Here is an 11992-nt window from a genome sequence, read left to right as displayed (position 1 = left end):
GGTTGAGGGTTTGCCAGGGGGGTCCGCGAATGTCCGGAGGAGCCCACCGCCGGGAGAGCTGAGCCAAGCCCATCAGGGAGGAAGACGAATGATGACCCCCCCGCACAACTACCTGGCCGTCATCAAGGTCGTGGGTATCGGTGGCGGCGGCGTCAACGCCGTCAACCGGATGATCGAACAAGGCCTCAAAGGCGTGGAGTTCATCGCGATCAACACCGACGCGCAGGCGCTGTTGATGAGTGATGCCGACGTCAAACTCGACGTCGGGCGCGAGTCCACGCGAGGCCTGGGGGCCGGGGCGGACCCGGAGGTCGGCCGCAAGGCCGCCGAGGACGCCAAGGACGAGATCGAAGAGCTGCTCCGCGGCGCGGACATGGTTTTCGTCACCGCCGGCGAGGGCGGCGGGACCGGCACCGGCGGCGCGCCCGTCGTCGCAAGCATCGCGCGCAAGCTGGGAGCGCTGACCGTCGGCGTGGTCACCCGGCCGTTCTCGTTCGAGGGCAAGCGGCGCGGCAACCAGGCCGAGAGTGGCATCTCGGCGCTGCGCGAGAGCTGCGACACCCTGATCGTGATCCCCAATGACCGGCTGCTGCAGATGGGCGACGCCGCGGTATCGCTGATGGACGCCTTCCGCAGCGCCGACGAGGTGCTGCTCAACGGTGTGCAGGGCATCACCGACCTGATCACCACCCCGGGCCTGATCAACGTCGACTTCGCCGACGTCAAGGGCATCATGTCCGGCGCGGGTACAGCTCTGATGGGTATCGGTTCGGCCCGCGGCGAGGGCCGCTCGCTCAAGGCCGCCGAGATCGCCATCAACTCGCCGCTGCTGGAAGCCTCGATGGAGGGCGCGCACGGCGTGCTGATGTCGATTGCCGGCGGCAGCGACCTGGGACTGTTCGAGATCAACGAGGCGGCCTCGCTGGTGCAGGACGCCGCCCACCAAGACGCCAACATCATCTTCGGCACCGTGATCGACGACTCGCTGGGCGACGAGGTGCGCGTCACCGTCATCGCCGCGGGCTTCGACGCCGCGGGCGCCGGCCGCAAGCCCGTGATCGGCGGCAGTGCCGATAAGGAGGAGAAGACCGGCGGTGCGCACCGGATCGAGTCGGCGAAGGCGGGCAAGCTCACCTCGACGTTGTTCGAACCGGTCGACGCGGTCAGCGTGCCGGTGCACACCAACGGCTCGACCTTGAATATCGGCGGCGATGACGATGACGTCGACGTGCCGCCGTTCATGCGCCGCTGAGAACATGCCCTTGACCCTGGACCCCCGGCCGCGACCGTCGGGGCCGCCTGGCCGACAGGGGAATCCGGATACTGGTCACGTGAGCGTTCGCATCCGGCGGGTGACCACCACCCGCGCCGGCGGTGTCTCGAAGCCGCCGTTCGACACCTTCAATCTGGGCGACCACGTCGGGGACGACCCGGCGGCGGTCGCCCAGAACCGGGCCCGGCTGGCCGCCACCATCGGCCTGCGCGCCGGCCGCGTGGTGTGGATGAACCAGGTCCACGGTGTCCGGGTGGAGGTGGTCGACGGGGCGCGCGACACCGCGGTCGACGACACCGACGCGCTGGTCACCCGAACCGCGCGCCTCGCCCTGGCGGTGGTCACCGCCGACTGCGTCCCGGTGCTGATGGCCGACGCGCGCGCCGGCGTGGCCGCGGCGGTGCACGCCGGCCGGGTCGGCGCCCAGCGCGGGGTGGTGGCCCGCACGGTGGAGAAGATGCTGGAGCTCGGCGCGCGGCCCGAGAACATTTCGGTGTTGTTGGGTCCGGCGGTCAGCGGCCGCAATTACGAAGTGCCCGCGGCCATGGCCGACGAGGTCGAGGCTGCGCTCCCGGGCAGCCGGACCACCACCGCCACGGGAACCCCCGGACTCGACCTGCGGGCCGGAATCGCCTGCCAGCTAACGGATTTGGGTGTGATAGCAATCGACATCGATCCGCGATGCACGGTAGACGACTCGGCGCTGTTCAGTCATCGCCGGGATGCGCCGACCGGCCGGCTGGCCTCACTGATCTGGATGGAGTGACCGCGATGGCGGTAGAGATACCTGCCGGGGGAGACCGCGAATCGGAATTGACGCACGCATTGGCTTCGGTGCGCTCTCGCCTTGCGGCGGCGGCGGAAGCGGCGGGCCGCAATGTGGGCGAAATCGAAGTTCTGCCGATTACCAAATACTTTCCAGCAACCGATGTTGTGACTTTGTCCCGATTGGGTTGTCGCGTCATCGGCGAATCGCGGGATCAGGAAGCGACGGCGAAAGTGGCCGAAGTCACCCGATTGCTGGCGGCATCCGGACGCGCGGATGTGGCAAATCCGCGCTGGCACATGGTGGGTCATATCCAGCGGAATAAGGCCCGGTCGGTGGCGCGCTGGGCGCATACCGCGCACTCCGTCGACAGCGCGCACCTGGTGTCCGCGCTCGACAAGGGCGTGGCGGCGGCGCTGAACGACGGCCGCCGCACCACCCCGATGCGGATCTACGTTCAGGTCAGCCTCGACGGCGACGAGTCGCGCGGCGGCGTCGACATATCCCGCCCGGGGGCCGTCGACCAGGTGTGCGATCAGGTCGAGGACTCCAAGAACCTGGACCTGATCGGGCTGATGGGGATTCCCCCGCTCGACTCGGACCCCGACGAGGCCTTTGACCGGCTCCGATCCGAGCATCGCCGGGTTCTCGAGTCGCATCGCAACGCCGTCGGACTGTCCGCCGGCATGTCCAACGACTTCGAAATTGCCGTCAAACACGGTTCGACATGTGTGCGTGTCGGTACCGCGTTAATGGGTCCACGGCGGTTACCGTCACCGTAAGTAGTCACTGCAGTAACAGCTTTATCACTAACACCAGTACTCCCAGGGGCTAGAAGGGTCAACGCAATGAGCACACTGCACAAAGTCAAGGCCTATTTCGGTATGGCCCCTATGGACGACTACGAGGACGAGTATTACGACGACCACGCGCCGTCCCGTGGGTTTCCGCGCCCGCGATTTGACGACGGATACGGTCGCTACGAGCAAGACGACTACGACGACCCGCGCCGCGAGCCCGCCGACTACCCGCCGCCCGCCGGCTACCGCGGCGGCTACGGCGACGAGCCCCGTTACGGCGCCGTCCACCCCCGCGAGTTCGACCGCGGCGAGCGCGGCGGCCCGCGCTTCGGCTCGTGGTTGCGCAACTCCACCCGCGGAGCTCTGGCGATGGACCCGCGCCGGATGGCGATGATGTTCGAAGAGGGTCACCCGCTGTCGAAGATCACCACGCTGCGGCCCAAGGACTACAGCGAGGCCCGCACCATCGGCGAGCGTTTCCGCGACGGCACCCCGGTCATCATGGACCTGGTGTCGATGGACAACGCCGACGCCAAGCGGCTCGTCGACTTCGCGGCCGGCCTGGCCTTCGCGCTGCGCGGCTCCTTCGACAAGGTCGCGACCAAGGTGTTCCTGCTGTCACCCGCCGACGTGGACGTTTCCCCTGAGGAGCGCCGCCGGATCGCCGAAACCGGTTTTTACGCTTACCAATAGACGCATCCGCCGCCCGCTTCCCGGCGGGCGGCCGGATCGTCGACGGGTCCCGGGGGCCACGTGAGATAGGGCCTCTTACCCGGAGTCGGTACGCTGGCAGGCGCCGCGCTTAGTCCGCGGCGCTTGGCATCTCATCGGTAAGGTCGGGGCACTTCAGTTGGTGTTGTTCTTTCAGATCCTTGGGTTTGCGCTATTCATTTTCTGGCTGCTGCTCATCGCTCGGGTCGTCGTCGAGTTCATCCGCTCGTTCAGCCGGGACTGGCATCCCACCGGCATCACCGTGGTGGTGCTGGAGATCATCCTGTCGATCACCGATCCGCCGGTGAAACTGCTCCGCAGGCTGATCCCGCAACTCACCATCGGGGCGGTCCGCTTCGACCTCTCGATCATGGTCCTGTTGCTCGTCGCGTTCATCGGCATGCAGCTGGCGTTCGGCGCCGCGGCTTAGCCTCCACGGCCCGCGCGCGGCGCGCCGGCCCGCGCGTCAGCGTCGACCCATTCCGGCCCGGAGACGGTTCGGCCACGTTTTAGCGTCGGTTTGGTTCCGCCGATTTAAAATTTCTAAGGTTTCGGATTTTATTGGCCTCACTGTTTGAAATTGGCTCTTATTTATTGGGCTAATCAGCAACCGTCGCGCCTGGTGTGACAGGATGGACGGCAGTTGCACTACGGCTACCACTGCGTTCTACACTTTCCAGAACGTTCGACAGGAACTTGAGGGGACGAAACAATGCCGCTTACACCAGCCGACGTCCACAATGTGGCGTTCAGTAAGCCACCGATCGGCAAGCGGGGCTACAACGAAGACGAGGTGGATGCCTTCCTCGATCTGGTGGAAGCCGAGCTGACCCGGCTCATCGAAGAGAACAGCGATCTGCGTCAGCGGATCGAAGAGCTCGACCACGAGCTGGCCTCCGGCGGCGGCTCGGCCGCTCCCGCCGCAGCGGCCGCGCCCACCCAGGCGATTCCCGTCCCCGAACCGGAACCGGTCAAGCAGGCGCCCGCCGCAGCCCCGGCCGCGGCGGCCAACAACGAGGAACAGGCCATGAAGGCCGCTCGGGTGCTGACGCTGGCGCAGGACACCGCCGACCGCCTGACCACCACCGCCAAGACCGAGTCGGAAAAGATGCTGGCCGACGCCCGTGCCAACGCCGACCAGATCCTCAGCGAGGCCCGCAGCACCGCCGAGACCACGGTCACCGAGGCCCGGCAGCGCGCAGACGCCATGCTCGCGGATGCGCAGACCCGCTCCGAGACCCAGTTGCGGCAGGCCCAGGAGAAGGCCGACGCCCTGCAGGCCGACGCCGAACGCAAGCACTCCGAGATCATGGGCACCATCAACCAGCAGCGCACGGTTCTGGAAGGCCGCCTCGAACAGCTCCGCACCTTCGAGCGCGAATACCGGACCCGGCTCAAGACCTACCTGGAGTCTCAGCTGGAGGAACTCGGGCAGCGCGGTTCCGCGGCGCCCGTGGACTCCAGCGCGGACGCCGGCAGCTTCGACCAGTTCAACCGGGGCAACAACTAGCCTTTCGGGCGTGCCGGTCACTCGCCGAGCTTCGGGGTTGGCACACTAGGGCTTGAAACCGCGGTCCCACTCGTCGCTTGGAGGATGACTGATGCTCATCATTGCGCTGGTATTGGCCTTGATCGGGCTCGTCGCGTTGGTGTTCGCGGTCGTCACGAGCAACGAGCTGGTGGCCTGGGTTTGCATCGCCGCCAGCGTGGTGGGCGTGGTGCTGTTGATCCTGGATGCGTTGCGTGAACGCCAGCGGCGTGACCTGGGCGGCGACGAGTCCGAGGCCGCCGATGAGGCCCAAGCCGACGAGAACAGGGCCGACGAGGGCGACTACGTCGACTACCCCGAGGAAGTCCCCGGTGAAGGCGAACCGGCGACGACGGGGGAGGCGACGACCCGGGAGACCGCGCCGACCGAAGAGTCCAAGGTCGTGGCCGAGGGCCGCGGCGACGAGCCCGCCAAGTAACTACCTTTCGCGCGCGTTTCGCCCTCAGCCGGTCGGCGTGGTGAGCAGCTCGCGGACCTCGTCGTCGCTGACCTGATGGAAGTCGTCGTAGACCTGCCCCACCGCTTCGAATCCGGGCGGCATGGTCGCGCACACCACATCGTCGGCTTCCTGCGCCAGCTCGCGGCAGGTCGACTCGGGCCCCACCGGAACGGCGACCACGATCGATTTCGGCCCGGCGGCCCGGATGGCACGCACGGCGGCGAGCATGCTTGCGCCCGTTGCGATTCCGTCGTCGGCCACAATGACTATCCGGTCGCGCAGGTCGGCGATCGGGCGACCGCCCCGGTAGGCGTGCTCGCGTCGGAGCAACTCGGCTGTCTCGCTGTCGATCACCTCGCGCACCTGCTCGTCGGTGATGCGCAGGCTGGCCACCACGTCCTCGTTCATCACCAGGCCGCCGCCGCTGGCCAGTGCGCCCATCGCCAACTCCGACCACTGGGGTACCCCGAGCTTGCGCACCAGGAAGACGTCGAGCGGCGCCTTCAGGGCGGCGGCGATCTCCCAGGCCACCGGCACTCCGCCGCGTGCCAGCCCGAACACCAGCACATCGTCCCTGTCGCGATAGGCCGCCAGCTGCTGCGCCAGCGCGCGTCCGGCCTCGCGCCGGTCGACGAACGTCTTCGGTGAGGTCCGCCGGACAAAGCCACTCGATGGGTTCATTCGTTAACGCTCCCGGCTGATGGACTTCTCTCCAGGCTACGTGCGTCAGGCCCAATGCGGTGGCAAAGTTCGGGTTGGTGACAGTGTCAGCGCGACCGAGAGGATCCGCGAGATGAGACGGCGTTACGGCACCTACACGGCCTACAGCATCGCCTGCGCGATCGTCTGGGCGGTGATTTTGGCGGTGGTTTCCACGGCGGGCGACGCCGCCTCCCGGCACACGTTCCTGTTGGTGTGTGGCGGGTGGGCGATCGGGTGGCTGTCCGGCGACGATCGCCAGGGGCGTGTACCCGCCACCGAAGCGGCATATTCGGCAATAGATACGGGTGTGATCGCGGCTTCGCCGCTCAACACACTCCATCGGCTCGGAAATGAACGCAATCGTCCATTTCGCTCACCTCAGTCGTGTGTCCGAGGGGGGACTTGAACCCCCACGCCCATTAGTAGGGCACTAGCACCTCAAGCTAGCGCGTCTGCCATTCCGCCACTCGGACAAGGCCAAACCAGCATGGGTTGGCAGCTAAGGCTATCGGATCGCGCGCCGCGAACCCAATCCAGCTCCCCCGGACGGCTCGATGATCGGCGTCGAGCCGTCCAGCCTCGGCAATGGTAGGAAAGGTGGTTGTGACCATTCAGAGCGGGGCGACCGAGGTGCCGACCAATCCGAGCGACGACGTGGTCGAGGTTGTCAGCAAGTTGATCCGGTTCGACACCACCAACACCGGCGAACCGGAGACGACCAAGGGCGAGGCCGACTGCGCGCAGTGGATCGCCGAGCAGCTCGCCGAGGTAGGGTACGCGCCGCAGTATGTCGAGTCCGGCGCCCCGGGCCGCGGGAACGTGTTCGTCCGCCTGGCGGGCGCCGACAGGGCGCGTGGTGCGCTGCTGATCCACGGGCATCTCGACGTGGTGCCGGCCGAGCCGACCGAGTGGAGCGTGCACCCCTTCTCCGGCGCGGTCAAAGACGGCTTCGTCTGGGGCCGCGGCGCGGTCGACATGAAGGACATGGTCGGCATGATGATCGTGGTGGCCCGCCAGCTGAAGCGCGCGGGCGTCGTCCCGCCGCGCGATTTGGTCTTCGCGTTCATCGCCGACGAAGAACACGGTGGCACCTTCGGAGCACAGTGGCTGGTCGATCACCGGCCGGAGCTCTTCACCGGCGTCACCGAGGCGATCGGTGAGGTGGGCGGCTTCTCGCTGACGGTGCCGCGTAAGGACGGGGGAGAGCGTCGGCTCTACCTGATCGAGACGGCCGAAAAGGGGCTGTCCTGGATGAAGCTCACCGCCCGGGGCCCGGCCGGCCACGGGTCGATGGTGCACGACCAGAACGCCGTCACCGCCGTCGCCGAGGCCGTCGCCCGCCTGGGCCGCCACCAGTTTCCGCTGGTGCTGACCGACTCGGTCGCGCAATTCCTCGCCGCCGTCAGCGAGGAGACCGGGCTGACCTTCGACACCGAATCGGGCGACCTGCGCGGAGTGATCGAAAAGCTGGGCCCGATGGCCCGCATGCTCAAGGCGGTGCTGCACGACACCGCGAATCCCACCATGCTCAAGGCCGGATATAAGGCCAACGTCGTGCCCGCCGTCGCCGAGGCGGTGGTGGACTGCCGGATCCTGCCGGGGCGCAAGGAGGCGTTCGAGGCTGAGATCGACGAGTTGCTCGGACCGGACGTGACGCGCGAGTGGATCAAGGACTTCTCGTCGTATGAGACGAGCTTCGACGGCGACCTGGTCGATGCCATGAACGAGGCGGTGCTGGCGCACGACCCGGGCGCCCGTACCGTGCCATATATGCTTTCCGGTGGCACCGACGCGAAATCGTTCGCGCGCTTGGGTATTCGCTGTTTCGGGTTCAGCCCGCTGCGGTTGCCGCCGGACCTGGATTTCACCGCGCTGTTCCACGGTGTCGATGAGCGGGTACCCATCGATGCGCTGCGGTTCGGCACCGACGTGCTGGCCCACTTCCTGACCCACTGCTAGACGACAAACGCAAGCCGATCACACGAGAGGACCGCCATGAGCACTGCGCCTGACCCGTACGCATCGTTGCCGAAGCTGCCGACCTTCACTCTGACCTCGCAATCGGTTACCGACGGCCAGCCCCTGGCCAAGCCGCAGGTCAGCGGAATCATGGGTGCGGGCGGCGAAGACGTCAGCCCCCAGTTGAGCTGGTCGGGATTCCCGGACGAGACCCGCAGCTTCGCCGTCACCGTCTACGACCCCGACGCCCCGACGGCCTCCGGGTTCTGGCACTGGGCCGTGGCCAACCTGCCTTCCGACGTCACCGAGCTGCCCGCGGGTGCCGGCGATGGCAGCAACCTGCCCGGGGATGCGCTGACGCTGGTGAACGACGCCGGGCAGCGTCGCTACATCGGGGCCGCGCCGCCGGCGGGCCACGGCCCACACCGGTACTACATCGCCGTGCACGCCGTGGACACCGACAAGCTGGATCTCCCCGAGGACGCCAGCCCGGCCTTCCTCGGATTCAACCTGTTTCAGCACGCCATCGCGCGGGCGGTCATCCACGCCACCTACGAACAGAAGTAGGGCTTCGGGCTCAGGCCGGAATAGAGCCCGGGCTCAGGCCCGAAATCACTTGCGTCAGTTTCGTTTAGGAATTTTCACCGCGGCGGGTTTTGTCGGCAAGTTGCCTCATGTCAAGATGCGCGCGAAGGGTGGTTCGTTGCCTCACGTGAGCGTGCGCGCTTGGTGATTGGAGCGGGGGTGCCAGCTGGGGCTTTGCTGGTGGCCAGGGTGAAGAGCTGGGCGGTCAACGCCTGAATCTGGCGTTGGGTGGCGGCCGGATTGATCAGCGAGTGGGTTCGCTTGAGCGCGACGATGCGTTCTACAGCCATGCTCGGGTGATTGATCGCGCGGTGAAACGGGGTCCTGGCCTTGTCGTGTTTGCGGGACACCTTGGCTCCTGTGCGGACTTTGGAGATCAGTTTCTGCTGGGGGTGGAAGTAGTTGGTCAGCTTCGATTGCAGGTGCCAGATTTCGTTGAGTAGCAACAGTTCTGATGCGGTGTCGTAGCGGTAGTAGCCGACCACTGTGCGTACTACGGCCCAGTTCTTTTGCTCGACGTGGAGCTCCACCATGTCGAAGATTGGGCCAGGACGCACCGCACCGACATCGATCAACTCGCGATGGCCTGCGGACCGCACCACCGGCTTCTCGAGAAGGGCTGGACCACCCGAAAACGCGCCAACGGCGATACCGAATGGATACCGCCGCCGCACCTCGATCGTGGCCAACCGCGAACCAACACCTTCCATCACCCGGAGGATCTGCTATGTGAGGACCAAGACGGCGCGGCCTGAGCTACTCCGGTGTGCGGGCCGCCGAGCCGACGGCATCACCGAGCGAAGCGAAGCCGCCGTCACGCAGCCGCTGCGCGATGCCCTGGTGAATCTGCTTGGCCCACAAGCCTCCTCCGTAGATGAAGCCCGTATAGCCCTGCAGCAGCGATGCGCCCGCGGTGATCCGCTCCCACGCGTCGTCCGCGGTCTCGATGCCCCCGACGCTGATCAGCACCAGGCGGTCGCCGACGCGCCCGTACAGTCTGCGCAGCACCTCGACCGCGCGGAGCGCCACCGGCGGCCCGGAGATGCCACCCGGCCCCAGCTCGTCGACCCCCGGTGTGTGCAGACCCTGCCGCGACACCGTGGTGTTGGTGGCGACGATGCCGGCCAGCCCCAGTTCGACTGCCAGGTCCGCGATCTCGTCCACATCGGAATCGGAAAGATCCGGCGCGATCTTCACCAGCACGGGCGTGGATGTCTCGGCGAGCACGGCCGACAGGATGGGCCGCAGCGACTCGACCGCCTGCAGATCACGCAGTCCGGGCGTGTTCGGCGAGCTGACGTTGACCACCAGGTAGGACGCCAGCGGGCCGACCAGCCGGGCGCTCGCCCGGTAATCGTCGACCGCCTGCTCGGCCGGCGTCACCTTCGTCTTGCCGATGTTGACCCCGATCGGCACCTCGGGCCGCTGTCGCGAGAGCCGCATCGCGAGTGCGCCCGCACCGAGATTGTTGAAGCCCATCCGGTTCAGCAGCGCCCGGTCGGCCGGCAGCCGGAACATGCGCGGGGCGGGATTGCCGGGTTGCGGATTGGCGGTGACCGTCCCCACCTCGGCGTGCCCGAAGCCCAGCGCGCCCCAGGTGAGCAGGCCGAGGCCGTCCTTGTCGAAGCCGGCCGCCAGCCCCAGTGGCCCGGGGAAGCGCACCCCGAACACCGTGCTGGCCAGCGCCGGATCCGTCGGAGCCAGCAGCCGGTGCAGCACCCGGCGCGTCCACCCGACCGCGGTGACACCACGCAGCACGGCGAACACCAGCGTGTGGATCCGCTCGGGCGGGACCACGAAAAACAGCTGGCGCACCAGGCCGTACATCCGGTGTCCGCCCTGACGTGGCTGGGCGGGCGTCACAGTTCCGGCTGGTCGGGCCGTCGCCCCTCGGATCCGCCGCTGTCCAAACGAGATTTCTTGCGGCGCAACAGGACTCGTCTGCTGCCATCGGTGTAGAGCCGCACCCGGGTCAATTCCCAGCCGCGGTATTCGGCCTCGATCGACAATCGGGTGGACGCGCTGATCCTGGTCACTTCCGGCGGCAGGCGCAACGGCGCCCATTCGTATTCGTCGGACATCTCGGTGTCCCAGCCCGCGGGTAGGCGGCTGCGCCGCGCGGCCGTCAACGCGTACCCGCAGCGTGTTCGATGACCTGAACTCCCGCACCGGAACCCGACACCACGTACAGGGTGTCCGACGCTTCGTCGAAGGCCAGTGAGTTCGGTTGCTGCACGGTCGGGTAACGCACCTTTTCGACGGGAATTCCGGTGGACAGATCGTAACCAATGACGATATTGGAAACGGTCTGCGAAACCCAGGCTAACGCGCGGGAGCCGGCCAGGCCGTAAGGCGCCTGCGGAATCGGGTAGGCCTGACGCAGGATCAGCGGGTCCACGCCGTACACCAGCAGCTGGCCGCCGCGGGTATCGGCGACCAGCACCCGGCCCACCGGATCGGCGGCCATCGTCGTGGCGCCCCGGCCCGCCCGCAGCGCCTGCTGGGCATGGCCGTCCGCATCGATCGTCGTCACCGACGTCTGTCCACGGTCCAGCACCACCGTCGTATTGCCTTGTGTGGCAAGCCAATCGACGCGAGCGAAGATCTTGTTGCGGCTGTTGACGGTCGCATTGGTCATGGTGCCCGGCGCCTGGGAGGCGAGGGTGTAGACGGCGCCGTCGGCGCTGCCCAGCACCAGCCTGCCGTCGGCGCGCTGCGCCACCGCGGTGAATTCGGTCTGGGCGGCGTCAGCGACGGCCACCTGCGTCACTCGGCCGGTGGACAGCTCGACCGCGAGGTACCCGCCGCGGTCGGCCAGGTAGGCGGTTCCGCGGCCGTCGTCGGCCAATGCGGTCGCCGGCCCCGGCAGCTCCACCACCCGCGGCGGGGCCTGCGGACCGCCGAACACGGTGACGCTGGCGGGTGCGGCCGGGTCGCTGCCCGGCGTCAGGACCGCCAGCTGATGGGTGCCGCCGTCGAAGACCGCCGCCGCGGCGTGACCGGCCAGCGGCCGCACCGCCCCCGCCGGCTGCTGCGAGGCCGGCGGCGACACGGCGGCGTGCGCCGGTTCGATGGTGCGCGGCGCGGTGTCGAGCGGATTCGAGGAACATCCGGCTACCGCGCTCAGCAAAACCACGAGTACCAATACACGCGCTTGAACTGCCAGCTTGTGGCGAAAGTGCCGTGACAGCAATTCTTTTCCCTCGTG

At 67.5% G+C, this 11992-nt stretch carries 14 protein-coding genes, 1 tRNA gene and 2 pseudogenes; 10 read left to right on the top strand and 7 right to left on the bottom strand.

Features of this window, described 5'->3' with window-relative positions; translation table 11 throughout:
- The first annotated feature begins 91 nt into the window (after window positions 1–91).
- From ftsZ to A5708_RS22955, 7 genes are all read left to right on the top strand, one after another.
- On the top strand, window positions 92–1252 hold the full coding sequence (gene ftsZ / locus A5708_RS22985; protein ID WP_065030825.1) for a cell division protein FtsZ: 1161 nt from the start codon (window positions 92–94) through the stop codon (window positions 1250–1252).
- Between the two features lie 79 nt (window positions 1253–1331).
- Complete coding sequence (gene pgeF, locus A5708_RS22980) at window positions 1332–2039, top strand: peptidoglycan editing factor PgeF (protein ID WP_065030812.1); 708 nt, start codon at window positions 1332–1334, stop codon at window positions 2037–2039.
- 5 nt (window positions 2040–2044) lie between these two features.
- Complete coding sequence (locus A5708_RS22975; RefSeq protein WP_065030826.1) at window positions 2045–2821, top strand: YggS family pyridoxal phosphate-dependent enzyme; 777 nt, start codon at window positions 2045–2047, stop codon at window positions 2819–2821.
- Between the two features lie 66 nt (window positions 2822–2887).
- Window positions 2888–3532 carry a cell division protein SepF gene (locus tag A5708_RS22970; protein WP_007770769.1) on the top strand — a complete coding sequence of 215 codons (645 nt, stop codon included), beginning with the start codon at window positions 2888–2890 and terminating at the stop codon, window positions 3530–3532.
- A 157-nt stretch (window positions 3533–3689) separates the two neighbouring features.
- A complete protein-coding gene (locus A5708_RS22965; protein WP_007770770.1) occupies window positions 3690–3980 on the top strand; it encodes a YggT family protein in 291 nt (96 codons plus the stop codon).
- A 282-nt stretch (window positions 3981–4262) separates the two neighbouring features.
- Window positions 4263–5060: a DivIVA domain-containing protein gene (locus A5708_RS22960; RefSeq protein WP_065030811.1), complete on the top strand. Its 798-nt coding sequence runs from the start codon at window positions 4263–4265 to the stop codon at window positions 5058–5060.
- Window positions 5061–5151: 91 nt separating this feature from the next.
- Entirely contained in the window at window positions 5152–5517 is a 366-nt protein-coding gene (locus A5708_RS22955) for a phage holin family protein (RefSeq protein ID WP_065030810.1), read from the top strand.
- 24 nt (window positions 5518–5541) lie between these two features.
- Here the strand turns inward: A5708_RS22955 and A5708_RS22950 are convergent.
- The 3 genes and pseudogenes from A5708_RS22950 to A5708_RS22945 all read right to left on the bottom strand — a co-directional run.
- Window positions 5542–6219, bottom strand: a pseudogene (locus A5708_RS22950) (phosphoribosyltransferase); the annotation flags it as partial.
- 141 nt (window positions 6220–6360) lie between these two features.
- The gene (locus tag A5708_RS27040; protein WP_155766156.1) at window positions 6361–6570 is read right to left on the bottom strand and encodes a hypothetical protein; all 210 of its coding nucleotides are present in this window, start codon (window positions 6568–6570) and stop codon (window positions 6361–6363) included.
- 57 nt (window positions 6571–6627) lie between these two features.
- A tRNA-Leu gene (locus A5708_RS22945) sits at window positions 6628–6713 on the bottom strand.
- A 112-nt stretch (window positions 6714–6825) separates the two neighbouring features.
- On the opposite strand from A5708_RS22945, the gene A5708_RS22940 reads away from it, so the two are divergent.
- Entirely contained in the window at window positions 6826–8199 is a 1374-nt protein-coding gene (locus A5708_RS22940; RefSeq protein WP_419538350.1) for a M20/M25/M40 family metallo-hydrolase, read from the top strand.
- A gap of 36 nt (window positions 8200–8235) precedes the next feature.
- A complete protein-coding gene (locus A5708_RS22935) occupies window positions 8236–8766 on the top strand; it encodes a YbhB/YbcL family Raf kinase inhibitor-like protein (RefSeq protein ID WP_065030808.1) in 531 nt (176 codons plus the stop codon).
- Window positions 8767–8876: 110 nt separating this feature from the next.
- Here A5708_RS22935 and A5708_RS22930 read toward each other — a convergent pair whose 3' ends face one another.
- Window positions 8877–9317, bottom strand: coding sequence for a hypothetical protein (locus tag A5708_RS22930; protein WP_231117996.1), 441 nt, complete (start codon window positions 9315–9317; stop codon window positions 8877–8879).
- On the opposite strand from A5708_RS22930, the pseudogene A5708_RS27700 reads away from it, so the two are divergent.
- Window positions 9306–9539: pseudogene (locus tag A5708_RS27700) on the top strand (hypothetical protein); the annotation flags it as partial. The gene A5708_RS22930 and the pseudogene A5708_RS27700 sit on opposite strands and share 12 nt — an antisense overlap.
- A gap of 1 nt (window position 9540) precedes the next feature.
- Here A5708_RS27700 and A5708_RS22920 read toward each other — a convergent pair.
- Genes A5708_RS22920 through A5708_RS22910 form a run of 3 tightly spaced genes read right to left on the bottom strand, consistent with a single transcriptional unit; the run spans window position 9541 to window position 11977 of the window.
- Window positions 9541–10611 carry a quinone-dependent dihydroorotate dehydrogenase gene (locus A5708_RS22920; protein WP_065030806.1) on the bottom strand — a complete coding sequence of 357 codons (1071 nt, stop codon included), beginning with the start codon at window positions 10609–10611 and terminating at the stop codon, window positions 9541–9543.
- 32 nt (window positions 10612–10643) lie between these two features.
- Window positions 10644–10913 (bottom strand): DUF5703 family protein, encoded by a 270-nt coding sequence (locus A5708_RS22915; RefSeq protein ID WP_065030805.1) that lies wholly within the window; start codon window positions 10911–10913, stop codon window positions 10644–10646.
- The gene (locus A5708_RS22910) at window positions 10910–11977 is read right to left on the bottom strand and encodes a YncE family protein (protein ID WP_065030804.1); all 1068 of its coding nucleotides are present in this window, start codon (window positions 11975–11977) and stop codon (window positions 10910–10912) included. Before A5708_RS22910 ends, A5708_RS22915 begins: the two co-directional genes overlap by 4 nt.
- Window positions 11978–11992: the final 15 nt, after the last annotated feature.

Source organism: Mycobacterium colombiense (assembly GCF_001672755.1).
GTDB lineage: Bacteria > Actinomycetota > Actinomycetes > Mycobacteriales > Mycobacteriaceae > Mycobacterium > Mycobacterium colombiense_C.
Note: the sequence above shows the minus strand (reverse complement) of the source record. Positions and strands in the feature narration are given on the sequence as shown.